A 20357-nucleotide genomic window follows, 5' to 3' on the forward strand; every position below is an offset into this window, starting at 1 on the left:
CAGGTCGTGTTAGCTGGCGCGTTCGATACGGCAGATGGTGCACTTGGTCTCTTGCATCAGTGTCACCGGGTCGTAGCCGTAGGTGGTGGCGGTGTTGGCCGCTTCACCAATCACGTAAGGAACGGTGCCTTCCGGGTAGCGGTCGTGCAGGCTTTCGCCCTGGAACACACCGCCGAAGTGGAACGGCATGAACGCCACTTTACGATCCACGCGGGGCGTGACCAGCGCTTTCACCTTGACCCGACCGCCTTCGGCGCCTTCGACCCATACTTGGTCGCCGTCGCGGATACCAATGTCGTTGGCATCGGCCGGGTTGATCTCGACGAACATCTCCTGCTGCAGCTCAGCCAGCCACGACATGGAGCGCGTCTCTTCACCGCCGCCTTCGTACTCGACCAAGCGACCCGAGGTCAGAATGATCGGGTAGTCCGCGCTGTTGTCACGGTCCTGGATGGTTTTGTACATCGTGGGAAGACGCATGATGGAGTCAAAGTCGTCCCACGTGGGATAGCGCTCGACCAGATCACGACGGGTGGTGTAGAGCGGTTCACGGTGCTTCGGCACCGCATCCGGGAAGGTCCACACCACGGCGCGGGCTTTGGCGTTTCCGTACGGCGCACAGCCGTGCTCGATGGCCACGCGCTGGATACCGCCGGAGAAGTCGGTCTTCCAGTTCTGGCCTTCGGCCGCCGCTTTCTCTTCAGCGGTGAGATCGTCCCACCAGCCCAAGTCTTTGAGCAGCTGGTCGGTGAACTCGGGGTAACCGTCATCGATATCGCCACCCACAGGAGCGGAGCCTTCCGCCAGCAGGTTCACACCATCGCGCTCGATACCGAAGCGGGCGCGGAAGCCCATGCCGCCTTCCATGACCGGAATGCTAGTGTCGTAGAGGTTGGGCGAGCCAGGGTGTTTGAACTCCGGCGTTCCCCAGCAGGGCCACGGCAGACCGTAGTAGTCGCCATCGGCGGGGCCGCCTTGGGCACGCAGGTTTTCGAAGCTGAAGGTGTGCCAGTTTTGTTGGTGCTCTTTCAGGCGCTCCGGGCTTTGACCGGTGTAGCCAACGGTCCACATTCCGCTGTTGATTTCACGCAGGACGTCTTCAATAACCGGACGGTTGCCATCCATCGCGAAGTTTTTCACGAACTCGTTTCCAAAGCCGAGCTTATTGGCAAACAGGTACATGATTTCGTGGTCAGGCTTCGATTCAAACAGCGGCTCAATGACCTGATCGCGCCACTGAATCGAGCGGTTGGTGGCAGTCACACTACCGGTGGTTTCAAACTGCGTGGCAGCGGGCAGCAGGTAAACGCCGTCGGTGCGGTCATGCATAACGGCTGCAACGGTGGGATAAGGGTCAACGATGACCATCATCTCCAGCTTCTGCATCGCCTTTTGCATTTCAACGCCGCGGGTTTGCGAGTTGACCGCGTGGCCCCAGTAGAACATCGCTTTCAGCGCGGTGCGCTGGGAGATGTTTTCGTCCTCTTCCAGCACGCCATCTACCCAACGCGATACGGTAATACCGCTGGAGTACATGGGCTTGCCGTCGGCGTACTCGGTGTCGTCGAAGCGGCCTTTCAGCCACTCGTAGTCTACGTCCCACACTTTGGCCCAGTGCTGCCAAGCGCCTTCTGCTAAGCCGTAGTAGCCCGGCAGGGAGTCACAGCCCAGACCTAAGTCGGTGGCACCCTGTACGTTATCGTGGCCACGCAGGATGTTGGCACCGCCACCCGATTTACCGATGTTACCCAGCGCCAGCTCCAGAATGCAGTAGGCGCGAGTGTTGTTGTTACCGGTGGTGTGCTGGGTACCGCCCATACACCACACTACGCAGCCAGGGCGATTGTCGGCAAGGCGCTTGGCCACATCGAACATTTCCGCTTCTGGTACGCCAGTAATATCTTCTACAACGCTGGGCGGGAACTGAGCGACTTCTGCCCGCACGTCGTCCATGCCGTAAACGCGCTGATTGATGTACTCGCTATCTTCCCAGCCGTTTTCAAAGATGTGCCACAGCAGGCCCCAAATGTAGGCAACGTCGGAGCCAGGGCGCAGACGCACGTACTTGTTGGCTTTAGCAGCGGTGCGGGTAAAGCGCGGGTCCGCGACGATGATGTCGCAGTTGTTGCGCTCTTTCGCAATCAGAATGTGCTGCATAGCGACCGGGTGCGCTTCACTGGGGTTAGAACCAATGAAGAGGATCGCCTTACTGTTATGCATATCGTTGAGCGAGTTGGTCATCGCTCCGTAACCCCAGGTATTCGCAACCCCTGCCACTGTGGTGGAGTGACAAATACGCGCCTGGTGGTCGGTATTATTGGTGCCCCACATGGAGGCGAGCTTGCGCATTAGGTACGCCTGCTCGTTACTGAATTTTGCTGAACCCAGCCAGTAAACGCTGTCGGGGCCGTGGGCGTCGCGCAGCTCAATCAGCTTGTCGCCAATTTCGTTGACGGCGGTATCCCAGTCCATACGCTGCCATTCACCGGCGACCAGTTTCATCGGGTACTTCAGGCGGCGCGTGGAGTGGCCGTGCTGGCGTAGCGATGCCCCTTTGGCGCAGTGAGCGCCGCGGTTGATCGGGTGGTCGAAGGCGGGCTCTTGCTTGGTCCAGATGCCCTCTTGAACCTCGGCATACACACCGCAGCCCACCGAGCAGTGGGAGCAGATGGTGCGCTTCGTTTCTACCGGGGAGTCGAGCACCGGCGTTTTATCAGCCGCTTCAGTGCGCTGCATCATCGGCGCGCCCATAAAGCCTGCCGCAGCCACCCCACCGGTGGCTACACCCGTGCGCTTTAGGAACTGACGACGGGAAATACCCAACCCAGTGGTAGCGGGGGTGTTCGTTTTGCGAGTTAGACGCATGGCAAATCTCCTGGCAGTTCGCCGTCAGTCACGCAGCGAGGCGTAATAAGCACGAATATGGTCGGTCTCGCGGTAGTTCACCGCCTGCTTGTCGCGCTCAACCGGGCTTTTATCATCTGCCTGTGCCAGCGTGACGTGGCCTACCGCAACAGCTGCGCCCGCAGCGGCGGTGCCTAAACCAACGGTTTTCATAAACCGGCGGCGCTCAGGGTTATGTGACTGGTGCATGGGGTTCTCCTCTTTCATGCCCTTTTTTATGCGTGGCCCGTAGGCCCTGTTGTTCGCTTACCGCTGCGCACGGTCACGTCACGGTGTGGCTTTGCGCGCTGCACCGGCGTCATAGGAAGCAGGCTCCACTATGCGCACCGGTTGATAGGCCGCTTGATCGCTCAAACGTGCCTGTTCGCTCTCCATAAAAGCACTACCCAACTGCCCCAGCGCTGAATAGAAAGCGGTGTCTACTTTTGCAAGGTCATCCCAACAGCGGCTAGCCCAGGGGGCAAGGTGCTGTTGAAAAAAGGTGAACTGTTCACCACTTTGCGCGGCGATGAGCATGGCCATCACTTCGCACATGGCCGCCAGGTGGTCTTCTGGGTCCCGGGTATGCTCGCTGCGCTCAAAGCCTAGCGCACGGAGATCTTGGCGCAGCGCGACCAGCGCGGCTTCCATCAGCTCGCCGTTGCGATACCAGGATGCATAGGGCACAACGTCGCCTTGAATGACGCCTACTAAGTGGCGGAAATGCGCACGCTTCAGGCTGTCCACATCGCTTTGGCTTGCCGCTTTTGACAGCGCGGCCCAGCATTCGGCAATGCGGCTGCCATCTTGCTCAATATCGAGACTTTCCAACCACGCCAGTAGCTCGCTGTCGGGGGCCTGACGCAGCAGGCTAGCGAACAGCTGGTAGATATCCATTCGCAGCGCATCGGTTTCACTTAGCGTCGGCATTGCATCGCTCATTGCTTTACACCTTTAGTTGCGCTTCAGGGTCACGAGCCATGGTTTTCCACACGTCTTTCACCCGGCAGTCTTCACACATTTCTAAGCGCGTCATGGCATCACCGGCAAAGTAAGGGTGATTGGCCAGCTTGGCTTTAATGGTGGCAACGGTGCTGGCGGTGGCAAACGGCTTACCGCAGCTAATACATTCGAAAGCCGCCTCTTCGTGGCAAATATGCCGCGTTTCGCGCGCAGGTGCCGCGAGGAAGCCTGGTTCCAGCGTGATGGCGTCTTCAGGGCAGGCCTGTTCGCAGAGCCCGCACTGTACACAATCGGCTTCCAGGAAGCTGAGCGCCGGAGTATTACCGCCGGATTTAAGCGCAGGCGTTGGGCAGTTACTAACGCAGGCGTGGCAGAGCGTACAGGCAGCGCTATCAACGTTGATGCCGCCGTAAGCCGCCCCTTGAGGCATGGCGTGGCGCTCACCGCTGGGCGCCCCCAGTTCAGCCAACCGCGCCAGCACAACGTTCAGGCGAGCACGCTTATTAGGCTCATTAAAGCTCAATGGCGACTCGGTGAGCGGTGTTAGGCTGGGCAGCGCATCTCGCTCGCCCTCGGCATCTACCGGCAGTAGCTTAATACGCGCGGCGTCGTGGCCTAGCGCGGTCAGCAGACTATGAGCCTGAGTAATTTGATGCTCTAAAAAAGCGCTGAGCCGGGGCGGCATGCCGTCGTGAAGCTGAATGCGCACTTCAGAAGCGCCGCTGGCGAGCGCCGTCAGCCACTGGTCGTGGCCCGCCGCGCCCAGCTCTTCCAAGGGGGCATCAATGATGTGACCCGGCGTGGTAATGCCTGCAGCACGCTCAGCTTCCAGCGAGTCATGGGTAATAAAGCGTAGCACCGGCACCTCACCACTGGCTTCCCGATAAGCAGCGAGCCAAGTGGCTAACGTATCCTGCTGACGGCGGGTTTCCGGCAGGCGAAACTCGATGGCACCCGTAGGGCACGCACTGGTGCAACTGCCTACGCCTTGGCAAAGGAAAGGATCAATCTCAATGCGCGACTCAATGCGGCCTTGGATGCTAGAAATCGCATCCGCCGGGCAGACGTCGAGGCAGCGAGTGCAACCGACGTTACCACTGGAAGAGTGGGCGCAAAGATCGGTATTGACCTGGAAATAGCGCGGTTTATCGAACTCACCGACCAGCTCCGTCACGCTCTCTAACACGTCGGCACGCTCAGCTTCCTGGCGCTCCCACGCGAGGCGCAGGTAGCCCGGCGGGGGCAGTTCCCAAGAAGCGACGTTAAGTGCTCCCTCCGAAAGGTCCAGCACTACGTCAAATACGTCCCGCTCAATCAGCGCTTGGGCAAGATTGAGAGAGTCGCCATCGTCTTGGCTCAGAGTGGCACGAAAACCACCCAAATGACCCGCGATGTTTAGCTGTGACTGTTGATGCGCACTCAGCACTTGAGCGATCAGCGGCTCGCTGGCGGCGGGAAGATCAACGGCCTCATCCGTGGTCAGCATCGTGAGGGACGCTAATCCTCGCCCCTGAAGCACTCGTGCCGCTTGAGTCACTGACGGCGCACTACCGAGCAACAGCACATGACCGCGGCTGTGGTAGGTCACGTTGGCAGGCGTTAAATTCACCGGCCATGAGATACGCCGACGCACCGCTTCACGAGCGGCGACGTTGCGCTGGTCGTCAATCGACGCCAGTTGGATTCGTTGGTTCATGCATTCTCACGGTCAAGAGGTCGTTTTTGTTATAATTAGAGATTAGGTTTTGTCATCTCATGGATGACTTTCGGCGTTATAACGACATAGCTTCTTGTATCAGCGTATGGCGCAAACAGCTTTTTTGCCACTTCCTTTGGTCGCACCGCTGTCAACGAAAGCCCGCCATGCTTACCATAACCCACTGATTCAAAAAGCTAACCGTCTTTTTTTCGCTCTCCTGGAGCGTGATCAGAATAATCAGACTGGTCGTCTAGTGAGGCACTTTGTACAAAACTGTCATCACTTGTGCAAGCGCTGGTCTGATCCGAGGCGGGCGCAGGCGATGTCTCTTCCTGTGCTTTCTCCTTCTGCCCTGCGTCTTCCAGCTTCTCTAAGGTCTCTTCCGCTTTATTGGCCCAGCGGCGCAGCTTGCCCGCCAGCTCGCTGGCCATGGGCTTTAACTGTTGAGTGTAGTCGGCGTCGTAATCATCCAAACCATCGCGCACATTGTAGTTACCGGTGGCCCAGAGCCTCCGTAGGGCACGGCGGCGCAGCGCAGCACTGACGCCAGGCACCATAAAGGCGCTGAAGTCGCTGCCTGCAGGCAAGGTGTCTGGGTCGGGCAACGTGTGGTCCAGGCTGCCCGGCAGGGGCGGAGCTGCGGCCTCTTGCTCGTCTACCGCTGGGGAGGAGGCATCTATGCCGTCAGACTCAGGCGCGTGCGTCTCCACTTCCAACTGAGGCTCTACCGGCTCCGCCGGCTGACTGTCATCACTCTCATGTTCAATGCCGCGCTTTTTACGCGACCAGCGCTCCAAACGGCTCACTGTGGCTGCTCCTTGGTCGGGGTCTCTTTGCCACGCCCGGCCCCTTTGCGTTTTTTCTTGCGGGTTTCCACTGGCGCTTCACCGTGGCGCGCGAGATAGTGCTCTATCCACACCTGAATCGCCATCGGCATCGCAGCTTCTAGCACTTGCTGCTCGCCATCTAGCCAGCCTGCGGCCACATCCTGGCTGGCAGTGATGGCATCGGGCTTCGGGGTTTGCCCGGTGAACCCGGCACGCACGAACAGGCGCGGCGTCGGCGCGGTGAGGTTAAATCGATAGGCGGCTCGCTCGGTCATATAGAGCTGCAGGTTGAGTACGCACTCCCCTTCGTCCCCCGGCACCAGCTCGGCAATGCGCCACTGGGTCAGCGTGAAACTGCGCACCTGCTTGGGCTCGGCGACTAAGGTAACGCTTAATGCGCGTAAACTATCACTCATGGGTTTCACCACCTTAGACCTTGAACGGGTAGACAAGTAAGCCTTTTGAGCGCCATCATCGTCAACTCAGACTATTTTACTCAACTATTATGATCTTGTGCGCCGTGTTTGCGTCAGCCACACAGCGTTTTGGTATCAGTGAGGATTGCGGATGCCCGCCCTTCAGTTAAGCCGAGCCCGCTTACCGGCCACGACCACCATTGATGTCATGGATGCCTACGGCGACACTCGCCCGCAGGCCATTGCCGCCGAGCGTGCGCTTACGGTGTATCTTAACAAGCGTGAAATTGTCACCCTGATGACGCTAGGCGATGACCCCGAGGCACTAGTGGTAGGCTACCTGCGCAACCAGGGGCTATTAAGAAGCGCCGAGGATTTAACCGCCGTTCAAGTCGATTGGGAAGTAGAGGCTGCGGTGATCGTTACCCGCCACCTGCCTGATGACTTGGAGGCGCGCCTTAGCACGCGCACCGTCACAACGGGCTGCGGTCAGGGCACCGTGTTTGGTAAACTGTTAGAGCAAACTTCTCTCACAGCGCTGCCTGAGACACCGCTGGCGCAATCAACGCTGTATGAATTACTGACCAATTTGAACACCTACAACGAGACCTACCGCAGCGCGGGCGCGGTACACGGCTGCGCGCTGTGCCATCAGTCGCAGGTGCTGGATTTCGTCGAAGACGTAGGCCGCCACAACGCCGTAGACACGCTAGCGGGTCGCCAGTGGCTTAACCAAGCCGATAGCCGTAGCGCCGATATTTTTTACACCACCGGCCGTTTAACGTCTGAAATGGTGCTGAAAGTCGCGCAAATGGGCATTAGCGTACTGGTATCGCGTTCAGGCGTGACACAAAAAGGCGTAGAGCTGGCCGAGCGTTTCGGCGTGATGCTGATCGCCCGTGCGAAGGGGAAAGGATTCCAAGCCATTAACGCCGCTGGCCGCTTGACGCTGGACGCGATTCCCCCCAAGCCGCCGAGTGCGCGCTCGTCCAAGGAGGCAGGCGTATGATCGCCAAGCACGATCTGACTGGCATGATTCTCGCGGGCGGTGAAGGCCGCCGTATGGGCGGGCGAGATAAGGGCCTGGAGCCCTTTGCAGGCTTGCCGCTGGTAGCGCACACCGTTAAGCGCTTCGATGGCCACGTGCATGAGTTGATGATTAACGCCAACCGCAATAGCGATGCGTATGCGCTGTTTGCCGACCGCGTGATTGAGGATGCCGAAGGCGGCTTCAAAGGCCCGCTGATGGGCATTTACAGCGGCCTGCGCGCGGCTCAAACGCCGTGGCTGCTGGTCGCACCCTGCGACTCCCCTGCGCTGCCCCACGATTTGGTGGCGCGCATGGTCGCAGGTATTACCCAGGCGGGTGTCGAGCACGATATCGCCGTGGCGTTCGATGGCGAGCGCCTGCACCCCGTCGTCGCGCTGCTGCATACGTCGCTGGCTGACGATTTAGCGGCCACCCTGGCCGAAGGCGAGCGTAAAATCGATCGCTGGTACGCGCGCCACGCATGGTGCCGGGTGGATATGTCTGACTGCCCTGAAGCGTTCGCCAACCTCAATACCGAAGAGGAGAAAGCCCGCTTGGAGCTGGCACTGACAACGCCTTCCCAGGAGACGCCATGAGCCTGTCGTGTTTTGAACTGGGCGAGCAGATGCTCAGCGTCGATGCCGCTCGCGATGCGCTGATGACGCTGGTTGAGAAATCGGTAGCGGTAGAACAGGTGGCAATAGGCAGCGCCTACGGACGCAGGCTGGCGACTGATATCACTGCGCCTATTAACGTGCCACAGAATACCAATGCGGCGATGGATGGCGTTGCCTTGTCCTGGCCCAAAGAGCCACCCTACACCACACATATTCAGATCGTAGGTGATGCCTTCGCCGGGCAAGCGTTTGAGGGTGAGGTGCCCTCTGGCCAGTGCGTGCGTATCACCACCGGCGCGCCGCTCCCCAGCGGCACCGATACGGTGATTATGCGTGAGCAGCTCATTGAGGGTGACAACAGCATCACCATCGATGCGCCAGAGCGGGTCAGTGTTGGGCAGCACGTTCGCCAAGCTGGAGAGGATATTGCCCAAGGGGCCGTTACATTGACGGCGGGCACACGGCTGGATGCTGCCAGCATGGGGCTGGTGGCGTCCCTGGGCTATGCCGAGGTCGACGTATACCGGCGCCCTAAGGTTGCGATTTTTTCTACCGGCAACGAAGTCACCCCGCCAGGAGAGCCGCTCCCCAGCGCCGGGATCTACGACACCAACCGCTTTACCCTGATGGGCATGCTGAGCGAGCAAGGGGCCGAGGTAGTAGATCTAGGTATCCTGCCCGACGACCCGCGCGCTATTGAGCAAGCGCTTGCGGAAGCAGCGGCGCAGTGTGACCTTGTGATTACCAGCGGCGGCGTGTCCGTGGGCCACGCGGACTACACCCGCGCTGCGCTGGAAAAGCTCGGACGGCTGGCCTTTTGGCGGGTGGCGCTACGTCCTGGCCGCCCGATGGCCTGCGGCCAGCTGAGCGACTCCCGCACGCCGTTTGTGGGGCTACCCGGTAATCCGGTGGCGGTGATGGTTACTTTCAGCCAGTTTGTGGTGCCCCTTTTGCAACGGCTGCAGGGGCAGCTGCCTTCTCCGCCCTTACGACTCACAGCGATTGCCCAAACACCGCTAAAAAGCCGCCTGAAGCGCACCGATTTTCTGCGTGGCATTTATACTTGTGATGACCAGGGCGTGCTACATGTGCGCAGCACCGGTGCCCAGGGTTCGGGTATTTTGACTTCCATGGTAATGGCCAACTGCTTAATTGAACTTGGCGATGACCAGGCAGACGCTCAGCCAGGCGAGGCGGTCTGCATTCAACCCATAACGAGCTGGCAATGACCGAACAACTGATTGACGATTTTGGCCGCCGGGTCCGCTATGTACGCATCTCCGTGACGGACCGCTGCGACTTCCGATGCGTGTACTGCATGAGCGAGGAGATGACGTTTCTTCCCCGCGCGCAGGTACTCACACTGGAAGAGCTCGCCATGGTGGCGCGCGCCTTCACCGAGCTTGGCGTCGAGAAAATCCGCCTGACCGGCGGTGAGCCGCTGGTGCGTAAAGGCATAGAGCAGCTCGTGGACGAGATCGGCGCGCTGCCGGGGCTGGACGACTTCACCATGACCACTAACGGTGCCAGCCTGCGCAAGCACGCCAAGCGGCTGTACGAAGGCGGCCTACGTAGGCTCAACATTAGCCTGGACTCCCTCGACCCCGAGCGCTTTAAGCAACTGACGCGCACCGGCGACTTAGCCAAGGTGATCGACGGCATTCACGCCGCCAAAGAGGCGGGCTTCAAGCGCATCAAGCTAAACGCGGTGATCTTGAAGGGGCGCAACGAAGACGAAGTGCTCGACTTGGTGACCTTTGCCCGTCAGGAGGGCCTCGATATTAGCTTTATCGAGGAGATGCCGCTGGGCGATGTGTCCGACCACTCCCGGGCAGAGACCTTCTACTCCAGCGATGACGTTCAGGCGTTGATCGAAACACGCTACCCGCTGATGCCCACCACAGAGAGCACACCAGGGCCGTCGCGCTACTTCAAAATGGCCGACAGCGACAGCCGGGTGGGCTTTATCTCGCCCCATAGCCATAACTTCTGCGATAGCTGCAACCGCGTACGGGTCACCGTGGAAGGCCGCCTGCTGCTCTGCCTGGGTAATGAGCACTCGGTAGACCTGCGCGCCGTATTGCGCCGCCATCCTGGCGATATGCAGGCGCTCAAAACCGCCATTATTAACGCCCTGCCGCTCAAGCCCGAACGCCACCACTTCACCACCGATGGCGACGTGCAGGTAGTGCGCTTTATGAACATGACCGGAGGTTAACCGTTGGCAGCCGCTTCGCGCGTTCCCGTTCACATCGTCACCGGCTTTTTAGGTAGCGGCAAAACCACGCTTATCCACAGCCTGATTGAGCAAAAGCCTGTGGATGAGAAGTGGGCGATTTTGGTCAACGAATTTGGTCAGATCGGCATTGATCAGGCGATGTTTGATGCGCGCGATGATGTGGTGGTGAAAGGCCTGCCCGGCGGTTGCCTGTGCTGCCAGTTAGCGTTTGTGCTTCAGGCGGCGCTGGTCAATTTATTAGCGCGCAGCAAGCCAGACCGGGTGATTATCGAGCCCTCTGGCCTTGGCCACCCGGCAGGGTTGCTGGATCTGCTGCGCGGCGAGGCGTTTCGAGACGTGGTGGCGGTGCAGGATATTATCGCGACGCTTGACCCACGCCGATTGGATGAAGCCCGCGTGCGCGAGCACGACACGTTCCAGGACCAGCTAAATATGGCCGACGCCATCGCTATCACCATGGGCGAGCAGGCAAGCAGCGCCCAGCATCAACAAGCGCAGCAGTTTATCGGCACGCTATGGCCGGCCCGTAAATGGGTGTACACCGTTGAGGAAGGGGTGCTGCCGGTGTCGCTCATCTTGGACAGCGGCCAGGCGCGCCAACAAGATCAGCCTGCGATGCCTGCCGAGCATCAGGCTCTGGCAGCCAGCCCTAGCCTAGAGGGCGCTTTTTTCGATTTTCCGCCCCCTCCTGGCCAGCCCCAACAGCAAACCGCCAATGCGCTGGGTTACACCAGCACAGGCCTGCGCTGGCACCCTACCGAGCGCTTCGACCTAGACCATCTTGCCCATTGTGTTAGCGAGCTGCCCACTACGGCGCGGGTAAAGGGAGTGTTCCACACCACCGACGGCTGGAAACGGTTCAACCGCTCGGATGGCGCCCTAAGCGTTGCCAGCAGCGCTTGGCGGCAGGACTCGCGGCTTGAGGTGATTACCCCCAAGAGCTTTGAGCACGCCGCGCTGATCGCGGCGTTACTCATCAAGCTGCATGCCTCACGCGTAGGACTGAGCTAGCACGGCTGCTTCAATGTCATTAACGGACACCGGCCTTCCGAACAGATAGCCCTGAAAGGCGTGACAGCCGTGGGCCATCAGCCACGCCTGCTGCGCTTCCACTTCCACCCCCTCGGCAATCACATCCAGGTTTAAGCTCTTCGCCAGGGCAATGGTACTTTCCACAATCGCCGCGTTTGCTTTGCTCTCTAGCACTTGCTGCACAAAGGATTGGTCAATTTTCAGCTGGTCCAACGGCAGTTGGGCCAAGTAAGCCAGCGACGAGTAGCCGGTGCCGAAGTCGTCCAGCGAGAAACGAACGCCCAAGGCTTTTAGACTGAGCATTTTATCGCGTGCATCGTCACGCGCCTCTACAAACAGAGTTTCAGTGACTTCTAATTTCAGCTGCTCTAGCGGCGCTTGAGTGCGCTGAAATACCTGCTCGACCCGCTGCAGAAAGTTGTTCTCGCGGAATTGTAATGGGCTGATGTTCACCGAAATCGTGAGCCTATCCAGCAGCGGCGAACCTGCCCACTGGGCTAACTGCTGGCAAGCCTCTTCCAGCACCCACTCCCCGACATCATTAATCAGCCCTGTGCTCTCTAGCAGCGGTATAAACTCGCCCGGCGAGACTAACCCACGCTCAGGGTGCTGCCAGCGCAGTAGGGCTTCAACGCCTATTAATCTACCCCGACGATCAACCTGAGGTTGGTAATGCAGCCGCCATTGCTGATGCTCAAGCGCTTGGCGAAGCTCCGACTCTAGTTTTACCTTAGCTAGCAGTTTTGCCTGCATGGAAGGGTCAAAAAAGCGCACTGCTCGTCGGCCGCTGGCTTTCGCTTGAGAAAGTGCCATATCTCCCTGTTGAAGATAGTCGTCTGCGCTGCGCTGGCTATCTGCGATGATCGTAATACCTACGCTAGCGGTGACTAACGCACTCTCTTCCCCCACGCTGATCGGCTCATCCAGCGCCGCCAGCAGCTTATACGCGATATGTTCAGCCAGTTGCTGAGTTTGCCGTGGGCTACCATCAATCCCTTCAATCAGCACCGCAAACTCGTCGCTTCCCAACCTTGCCAAGGTGTCGGTATCTCGCAGCATTCGCCCAAAGCGCCGGGCAATACTTTGCAACAGCTGGTCGCCCGCATGGTGGCCTAGGGTATCGTTAACATGATTAAAGTTATCAATATCGATCAGGATTAACGCGCCGCAGCGCTGATGGCGGTTAAGCTCTTTTAACGCTGTACCAATACGATCAATAAACAGTCGACGGTTAGCAAAGCCGGTTAACGGGTCATAAAAGGCAAGCTGGTGGATCTCCTGCTCGGCCGCTTTACGCTCACTAATATCGCTCATGGTCGCCACGTAGTGGGTCAATTCACCGCCGTGGCCATACACCGCGCTAATGGTCAGCCATTCAGGAAACAGCTCGCCGTTTTTGCGCTGATTCCAGATCTCCCCTTCCCAGTTACCCGTTGCCATAACGCTACGCCACAGCCGACGATAAAACGCAGCGTTATGGTGGCCGGAACTAAACATACGCGGGTTTTTGCCAATCATCTCCTCGTCGCTGTAACCGGTAATACGCTTAAAAGTATCATTAACCTTCAGGATATTGCCCCGCGCATCGGTCACCATAATGCCTAAATGCGCCTGGAATGCCGCAGCGGCGATTTGCAGTTCAACCTCGGCTTGCTTCGCGTCGGTAATATCGCGGGTCACAGAAAGCACTCCTTCAAAGTATTTTGTTTTGCTTGCCAAGGGGCTAACAGTGGCATGAAAGTAACGTTGCTGTTGGCCTAGCATCAGCGGGTATTCAAACGTCGCCACCTGACGGGTTTGCTGAACTTGATGAAAGATGGTGTCAAAGGTGTTTGCCAACGCGGGGGGCAACACCTGCTGATAGTGCAATCCTAGCGCTTGCTGGCTACCCAAGAGTAGCTTGTCCTTTTCGATGGCATGGATAAAGCGAAACCGACCCTCACCATCAAATACAAAAATCAGGTCTTGTAGGGAGTTAATCAGCGCATCCATCCGCATCTCACGGGTCTGCAACTGATAAGAGAGTGCGAGGCGGCTCAAATAGTGGCGCACTCCCCACGCTCCCAACAGCGCAATGATCGCCATAACGCCCGTTAACACCAGTGTTCGTTGGCGCCAACCTGCTAATAACCGCTGCACATCCACGCCCACCGCCACCAGTACCGGGTAGTGACTGACTCGCTGCAAATGGAACAGGCGCCCCCGCCCATCAATGGATGAAAGCGCGGTAAATGTTTGTGACGCTTCTTGCGTCTTGAGCCACTGTTGCGTAGCAGAATCTTCAATTTGCCTGCCCACGATAGCGCCGTTTGTGGGCATGGGATGGCGGGCAATTAACTTGAGGTTGGCGTCTAGTAAGGCCATGCTTTCGCCGTCATAGACGCGCATTTGCTGCAGCGCTTCGATCAGGGTCTGCGGCTCCAGCCGAGCAACCACCAAGCCGTTAAAATTACCGCTTGCATCGTTCACCCGCCGAGCGTGATAGAGGTAGAACTGCTGGTTCTGTGATGACCAGTAAAGCGGCGTGACCAGCTCTTGCTGCTTGCCTTGCTGGAAAGAGCGAAAAAAATCAGTCTCACTAATATCAAGACCCGCATGCCGGTTATTGCTACTACTTACCCAGACACGCCCTTGGGCATTGAGAACGCCAAGCTCATCAATTAGTGGCATATAGCCAGTCAAACTTTCTAAAGCATACTGTACGCTCGCCGTATTATTGAGGCCCGCCCCTCCGACACTCTCCACTCGCTCCGCCAAGGTAAAAAGTGCCTGCCCACTCTGCCCCAGCATACCCTTTGCCCACTCGGCCACTACATTCGAACGCGAAATGGCTCGAGACTCAGCCGAGCGTATCTCTTGCTGGTACTGCCCTTCCAATAACCAACCGAATAGCAGCAACATGACGCACAGAGCCAACGCAAATATGACGATGGCTTGCCGCTGCTGTCGGCGATACATCGGCACTGCTTGAGTTTTGTGGGCTAACTCATCACTGCGAGAGGAGCGCATCAAATATTGGCCTTATTCAAGTGTCGCGCAAGCGCACCTGATACAGTGTAAAAAATAACAGTGAAAGATACACCACAGCGACTTCATGGTCGCAATGCTAGATAGTGGCGCTTCGCTTTTTTGATGTATATCAATTTTTTGTCTAACCCAATGCAGCAAAAAAGCCCCCTTTTCCTGATCAAGAGGCAGCTATGGCATCACTAGGCCAAATGAGCGACTACGAAATACGCCTGATCCGCATTTTTAAGACGGTCGTTGAGTGCGGCGGTTTTACCGCTGCGGAAACCACCTTGGGGATTAGTCGCTCGGCCATTAGCCAGCATATGAACGACCTGGAGGGACGTCTGGGGTTTTCCCTCTGTCAGCGAGGACGCGGCGGATTCAGCCTAACAGAAGAGGGGAAAGAGATTTATCAGGCAGGGCTAACGCTGCTTACGGCGCTGGAGACCTTTAAAAGCGACGTTAACGCGCTGCATCACACTATCAAAGGCAAATTGAATATCGGTATTACCGATAACCTCGTCACGCTACCCGCCATGGATGTGACCCATGCGTTGGCAGCACTCACCGCCCCTCATCACGAGGTAACGGTCCATATTCATATGGAGCCGTCGGACGCGGTGATTCGCGGCGTGATGGATGGTCACCTGCATGTGGGGGTAGTGCCTGCGGTGAATTTGCCCACCAGTTTAGAAACACAACTGCTGTACGACGAACCCTCTTACTTATACTGCTCCGCCGAACATCCACTGTTCAGCGTGCCCGATGAGGCATTGAGCCTTGCACAAATCGCCAGCCACCCGGCGATTCGCCCGCGCTACCCCCTACCTGATGCTGCACGCCAAGCCCACGAAGCACTCAACCTACAGGCTTCTGCCTCGGACCGAGAAGGGGCCGCCTTTCTGATTTTGACCGGACGCTTTATGGGCTTTCTACCCGAACATGTCGCCGAGCAGTGGGTGGCAGCTGGCAAGATGCGCGCGCTTCACACCGCTACTCAGCACTACCGCATCCCGTTTGTACTGATTACCCGCCATGACCGCCGCCCCAATCGCGTGGTGGATGCGTTTTTGGGGTTTATCAGTGGGACGTAGGCTAATCCTGACAAAGCTCGGCTAATTGCCGAGCTTTGTCATACAGCCACTATCACCGATAGCCGATCAGGATTGCTCTGTCACCTCGCTGGCCATCACTGGCGCAGGCCCCGCCTTTGGAGATGACGCCAATACCTGGCTTGCGACGTAGTAAACAATCGCCCCCAGCGCGGAGCCAGTGAACCAGCCGTAGTCATAGAACCAGTTCATCGTGCCGGTTAACAGTGACAGTAAGGTCAGCACAACAGGAACCCCGAAAGCGATAAAACCGGCCATGTTGACCGCAGGATAGGCGTGACCATCCAGGTACAGGCTGGGCACATCCAGGCGCTGCTTTTTAATCAGGAAGTAGTCCACCGCCATAATGCCCGCAATGGGGCCTAACAGACTGGAGTAACCCAGCAGCCAATTGGAGTACATCTGCTCAAGAGACACTCCAGGAGGAATGATGCCTGCCTTTTGTAACAGGTCATAGCCCATCAGCAGCACTCCCACCGCACCGGTTATCAGCACGCCACGCGTCTGGTTGATCACTTTTGGCGCTATGTTCTGAAAATCATTGGTAGGGGAGACGATATTAGAAGCGGTGTTGGTCGAAATAGTGGCAATAATGATCAATAACATCGCCATAATGACCCAGAAGGGGCTGTCGATATAACCGATTAACCTCACCGGATCTGCAACGGTTTGCCCTACTAGCGATTCAGACGCAGCGGTTAGCACGACCCCAAGGGCAGCAAAGAAGAACATCGTCAGCGGTAGACCAATAATTTGGCCTGCAATTTGATCTTTTTGGCTTTTGGCAAAGCGGCTGAAGTCAGGAATATTTAGTGAGAGAGTCGCCCAAAAACCCACCATGGCGGTCAAACCGGCAAAGAAATAACCATAAACGGAAGCCCCCTCAGGGCGCGATGGCGGTTGAGCCAGCAGCTCGGTCATCGACATATGCGGCCACGCCCACATCATCAGGCCAACGCCTACGGCCAACAGCAGCGGTGCAGCCAGCGTTTCCAGCCACTTAATCGACTCCGCTCCGCGAATGACCACATACAGGTTCATCGCGCCGAAAACAAAAAAGCCAATCACTTCCCCCACGCCACCTAAGGCTGCCCAGGCGGGAATTAGCTCCGACAGCAGCAAATGGATAGCTAAGCCACCAAACATGGTTTGAATGCCGAACCAGCCGCAGCCCACCAGCGCACGTACTAGGCACGGCACATTCGAGCCCAAAATACCGAAGGATGAGCGCAATACCACCGGAAAAGGAATCCCGAACTTAGTGCCAGGAAAGGCATTCAGCGTCAGTGGAATCAGTACGATGACGTTGGCCAGCAGGATGGCAAAGAGCGCCTCCCCCACGCTCAAGCCGAAGTAGGCGGTTAGCACCCCACCCAGCGTATACGTGGGCACGCAGATCGACATCCCCACCCATAGTGCCGCGATATTCCACTTACTCCAGGTACGCTCACTTGCCTGGGTAGGTGCAATATCTTTATTGAAGCGGGGACTATTGCGCACGTCCTCACCAACATTAAGTTCAATCAACCCCTCTCTGTCTACCATCTGGGTTCTTGAGCCAGTCATTTTATTCTCCTCAGCAGCGACATTGCCGACCGCATGTACGGGTTCAGCTTTTGTCGCAGCAATAAGCATGCCTAAACTGAAGACAGGATCGTTAACTTATTGAACAAAAAGCTGACTTGATCGACAGATAGGCAGTCACTACCTACGCGCTTGTTATTGTTTTCACCAATGTATAGCAAACCCACTAAAAACCTTAGTTCGTTAAAAAAATATTGCACCATAAAAGCACCATAAAAAGTGCACAAACCAGCCAATAAAAAATCAAATCACTGATTTTAAAAGAATTTAAAAACCACCAAATATGTGCAAACACTCACTAAATTAGCAAAAAAAGATCACATAAAAAATAAAAACAAATAAAATCAATTGGTTAATACATAGCCGCACACCCCATAAAAAAACCTTGAAAAGTGACTACGTAAAGGTCTATTTTCAAAAAGCTGTCAAATATGACAACTTTTACTCATAACAATAAACATTTGGCTTTAAGCCGACGTCACTACACGCCAAGCGACCGCCGTATTTGCTAATCCATATTAGCAATACATGGTTTTACCTGACCGTTAATCACCGTTATGCGTTAGCAGACGGTTGGTGCGTATGACACGAGAGGGCTTTGTATGCAGAAGATGAAAATCGGCCTGATTCAAATGGGCCTAAAAACCAGTACCGACCTGGAACCCGCCGCTATTCGAGACACAATGAACGAAGCGCATCTGCCGCTGATAAAACAAGCCGCTGAACAAGGTGTGCAAGTACTGTGCTTCCAGGAAGTGTTTAATCAACCCTACTTTTGTCCCAGCCAGGACAGCAAATGGTACGCCGCTGCCGAGCGGGTGCCGAAAGGCCCCACCTGCCAGATGATGCAGAAGCTCGCGGCTGAGCACCGCATGGTGATCATCGTCCCTATCTATGAAGAAACCGAGACAGGCGTTTACTACAACACAGCGGCGGTATTCGACGCTGACGGTAGCTATCTGGGCAAATACCACAAAACACACATTCCCCAAGTGGCTGGCTTTTGGGAAAAATTCTTCTTCAAGCCGGGCCAATCTAACTGGCCGTTGTTCGATACCGCCTACGGCAAGATCGGCGTGTATATCTGCTATGACCGCCACTTCCCTGAAGGCTGGCGAGCACTGGCCCTTAACGGTGCCGAAGTGATCTTCAACCCCTCCGCGACTGTGGCCGGGCTATCCCAATATTTATGGGAGCTTGAACAACCCGCCTCGGCCGCCGCTAACGGCTGCTTCATCGCTGCCATCAACCGCGTAGGCAGCGAAGCGCCTTGGAATATCGGCGACTTTTACGGCTCCAGCTATATCGTCAACCCACGCGGCAAGATCGAAGCCCAGGCCAGCGAAACGGAAGACGAGCTGCTGGTACACGAGATCGATTTAGACATGGTGCGCGAGGTGCGCAACAACTGGCAGTTCTTCCGTGACCGCCGCCCGGAAACCTATACCCGCTTAACCGACGGCGAATAAGCCCCTCAGTCAATTATCCCAGGAGTGAACCATGAGTTTATTGATCAAGGGCGGCACCGTCGTCACCCACGCCGACACCTACCGCGCTGACGTGCTCTGCGTCGATGGAAAAATCCACGCCATTGGCACCGATTTAGACGTGCCGGAAGGCTGCGAGATTGTCGATGCCAGCCACCAATTGGTGATGCCCGGCGGTATCGACCCCCACACCCATATGCAGATGCCGTTTATGGGCGCGGTGGCCAGCGAAGATTTCTACACAGGCACCGCCGCCGCCATGGCAGGGGGTACCACAACCATCATCGACTTTGTGATCCCAAGCCCCGGCCAGTCGCTGCTGGAAGCGTTTAACACCTGGCAAGGCTGGGCCGAAAAAGCTGCCACCGACTTCGCTTTCCACGTGGCCATTACCTGGTGGGACGAGAGCGTCAAAGAAGAGATGGGGACGCTGGTTCGGGAGCATGGGGTCAACAGCTTCAAGCACTTTATGGCTTACAAGGGCGCGATCATGGCCACCGACGATATCCTGGTGGAGAGTTTCTCGCGGTGTTTAGAGCTTGGGGCGATCCCCACGGTACACGCGGAAAACGGCGAGCTGGTCTACCACATGCAGCAAAAGCTGCTCGCCCAGGGGATGACCGGGCCAGAAGCGCATCCGCTTTCCCGACCACCTCAGGTGGAAGGCGAAGCCGCCAGCCGGGCGATTCGTATTGCCAGCACCCTGGGTGCACCGGTTTATTTGGTACACGTTTCAACCAAGGACGCCGTGGATGAAATCGCCTACGCCCGCCAGCAGGGTCACCCGGTATTTGGCGAGTGCTTAGCGGGCCATCTGGTAATCGACGACAGCGTTTATCAAAACCCCGACTGGGCAACTGCCGCCGCCCACGTCATGAGTCCGCCCTTCCGCCCTAAAGGGCACCAGGAAGCGCTCTGGCACGGCTTGCAATCCGGCAATCTGCAAACCACCGCCACCGACCACTGCTGCTTCTGCGAAGAGCAGAAGGCCGCTGGGAAAGATGACTTCACCAAGATCCCCAACGGCACCGCAGGCGTGGAAGACCGCTTGGCCGTGCTGTGGGACGAAGGCGTGAATACCGGCAAGCTATCGCCTCAAGAGTTTGTCGCGGTCACCTCCACCAACACCGCCAAAATATTCAACCTCTACCCGCGCAAGGGGGCGATCCAAGTGGGCTCCGATGCTGACATCGTGGTGTGGGACCCGAACGGTACGCGCACGATCTCCGCGAAAACCCACCACCAAAACGTCGATTTCAACATTTTCGAGGGCAAAACGGTGCGCGGTATTGCCCGTCATACCATTAGCCAGGGCAAGTGGACATGGCGTGATGGCGAGCTACACGCCGAACGCGGCGCAGGGCGCTACTTGGAACGCCCCGCCTACCCCGGCGTGTTCGAGCTGCTCGCCAAGCGCGCCGAGCTGAATGCGCCAATGGCTGTTAAGCGCTAATCCCAG

At 57.3% G+C, this 20357-nt stretch carries 16 protein-coding genes; 8 read left to right on the forward strand and 8 right to left on the reverse strand.

Going from position 1 to position 20357, the window contains the following annotated elements; genetic code table 11:
• Positions 1 to 9 precede the first annotated feature (9 nt).
• The 6 genes from ACIGG6_RS12620 to ACIGG6_RS12645 all read right to left on the reverse strand — a co-directional run bounded on the left by ACIGG6_RS12620 (position 10) and on the right by ACIGG6_RS12645 (position 6788).
• Positions 10 to 2865 (reverse strand): molybdopterin-dependent oxidoreductase, encoded by a 2856-nt coding sequence (locus ACIGG6_RS12620; RefSeq protein WP_399844817.1) that lies wholly within the window; start codon positions 2863 to 2865, stop codon positions 10 to 12.
• 24 nt (positions 2866 to 2889) lie between these two features.
• On the reverse strand, positions 2890 to 3093 hold the full coding sequence (locus ACIGG6_RS12625) for a twin-arginine translocation signal domain-containing protein (protein ID WP_052509959.1): 204 nt from the start codon (positions 3091 to 3093) through the stop codon (positions 2890 to 2892).
• 78 nt (positions 3094 to 3171) lie between these two features.
• Positions 3172 to 3825 (reverse strand): molecular chaperone, encoded by a 654-nt coding sequence (locus ACIGG6_RS12630; protein WP_399844818.1) that lies wholly within the window; start codon positions 3823 to 3825, stop codon positions 3172 to 3174.
• A gap of 4 nt (positions 3826 to 3829) precedes the next feature.
• Complete coding sequence (locus ACIGG6_RS12635; protein ID WP_399844819.1) at positions 3830 to 5542, reverse strand: 4Fe-4S dicluster domain-containing protein; 1713 nt, start codon at positions 5540 to 5542, stop codon at positions 3830 to 3832.
• Positions 5543 to 5739: 197 nt separating this feature from the next.
• Entirely contained in the window at positions 5740 to 6351 is a 612-nt protein-coding gene (locus ACIGG6_RS12640; RefSeq protein ID WP_399844820.1) for a DUF3306 domain-containing protein, read from the reverse strand.
• A complete protein-coding gene (locus ACIGG6_RS12645) occupies positions 6348 to 6788 on the reverse strand; it encodes a DUF3305 domain-containing protein (protein WP_253505426.1) in 441 nt (146 codons plus the stop codon). The genes ACIGG6_RS12640 and ACIGG6_RS12645 overlap by 4 nt, the downstream gene beginning before the upstream one ends.
• 151 nt (positions 6789 to 6939) lie before the next feature.
• On the opposite strand from ACIGG6_RS12645, the gene ACIGG6_RS12650 reads away from it, so the two are divergent.
• From ACIGG6_RS12650 to ACIGG6_RS12670, 5 genes are read left to right on the forward strand one after another with little or no spacing between them, the layout of a single operon-like run.
• Positions 6940 to 7797, forward strand: a complete 858-nt coding sequence (locus tag ACIGG6_RS12650; RefSeq protein WP_399844822.1) for a formate dehydrogenase accessory sulfurtransferase FdhD — start codon at positions 6940 to 6942, stop codon at positions 7795 to 7797.
• Positions 7794 to 8414: a molybdenum cofactor guanylyltransferase MobA gene (gene mobA / locus ACIGG6_RS12655; protein ID WP_399844824.1), complete on the forward strand. Its 621-nt coding sequence runs from the start codon at positions 7794 to 7796 to the stop codon at positions 8412 to 8414. The genes ACIGG6_RS12650 and mobA overlap by 4 nt, the downstream gene beginning before the upstream one ends.
• The gene (gene moeA, locus ACIGG6_RS12660) at positions 8411 to 9664 is read left to right on the forward strand and encodes a molybdopterin molybdotransferase MoeA (RefSeq protein ID WP_399844826.1); all 1254 of its coding nucleotides are present in this window, start codon (positions 8411 to 8413) and stop codon (positions 9662 to 9664) included. The genes mobA and moeA overlap by 4 nt, the downstream gene beginning before the upstream one ends.
• Positions 9661 to 10653: a GTP 3',8-cyclase MoaA gene (gene moaA / locus ACIGG6_RS12665; protein WP_399844827.1), complete on the forward strand. Its 993-nt coding sequence runs from the start codon at positions 9661 to 9663 to the stop codon at positions 10651 to 10653. Before moeA ends, moaA begins: the two co-directional genes overlap by 4 nt.
• Positions 10654 to 10656: 3 nt before the next feature.
• Positions 10657 to 11685 (forward strand): CobW family GTP-binding protein, encoded by a 1029-nt coding sequence (locus ACIGG6_RS12670; protein WP_399844829.1) that lies wholly within the window; start codon positions 10657 to 10659, stop codon positions 11683 to 11685.
• On the opposite strand, the gene ACIGG6_RS12675 is transcribed toward ACIGG6_RS12670, so the two are convergent.
• Positions 11665 to 14715: an EAL domain-containing protein gene (locus tag ACIGG6_RS12675; protein ID WP_399844830.1), complete on the reverse strand. Its 3051-nt coding sequence runs from the start codon at positions 14713 to 14715 to the stop codon at positions 11665 to 11667. The two genes, ACIGG6_RS12670 and ACIGG6_RS12675, sit on opposite strands and share 21 nt — an antisense overlap.
• Before the next feature lie 191 nt (positions 14716 to 14906).
• Here ACIGG6_RS12675 and ACIGG6_RS12680 point away from each other — a divergent pair, with 191 nt between their 5' ends.
• Positions 14907 to 15809, forward strand: a complete 903-nt coding sequence (locus ACIGG6_RS12680) for a LysR family transcriptional regulator (RefSeq protein WP_399844832.1) — start codon at positions 14907 to 14909, stop codon at positions 15807 to 15809.
• Positions 15810 to 15875: 66 nt separating this feature from the next.
• Here ACIGG6_RS12680 and ACIGG6_RS12685 read toward each other — a convergent pair whose 3' ends face one another.
• Entirely contained in the window at positions 15876 to 17393 is a 1518-nt protein-coding gene (locus tag ACIGG6_RS12685; protein WP_399844834.1) for an NCS1 family nucleobase:cation symporter-1, read from the reverse strand.
• 620 nt (positions 17394 to 18013) lie between these two features.
• Between ACIGG6_RS12685 and ACIGG6_RS12690 the strand changes: the two genes are divergently transcribed.
• A complete protein-coding gene (locus ACIGG6_RS12690) occupies positions 18014 to 18880 on the forward strand; it encodes a nitrilase-related carbon-nitrogen hydrolase (RefSeq protein ID WP_399844835.1) in 867 nt (288 codons plus the stop codon).
• A 31-nt stretch (positions 18881 to 18911) separates the two neighbouring features.
• Positions 18912 to 20351 (forward strand): dihydropyrimidinase, encoded by a 1440-nt coding sequence (gene hydA / locus ACIGG6_RS12695; RefSeq protein WP_176303957.1) that lies wholly within the window; start codon positions 18912 to 18914, stop codon positions 20349 to 20351.
• Positions 20352 to 20357: the final 6 nt, after the last annotated feature.

Origin of the sequence: Vreelandella lionensis, from assembly GCF_044543515.1 — a bacterium.
GTDB classification, from domain to species: domain Bacteria; phylum Pseudomonadota; class Gammaproteobacteria; order Pseudomonadales; family Halomonadaceae; genus Vreelandella; species Vreelandella lionensis.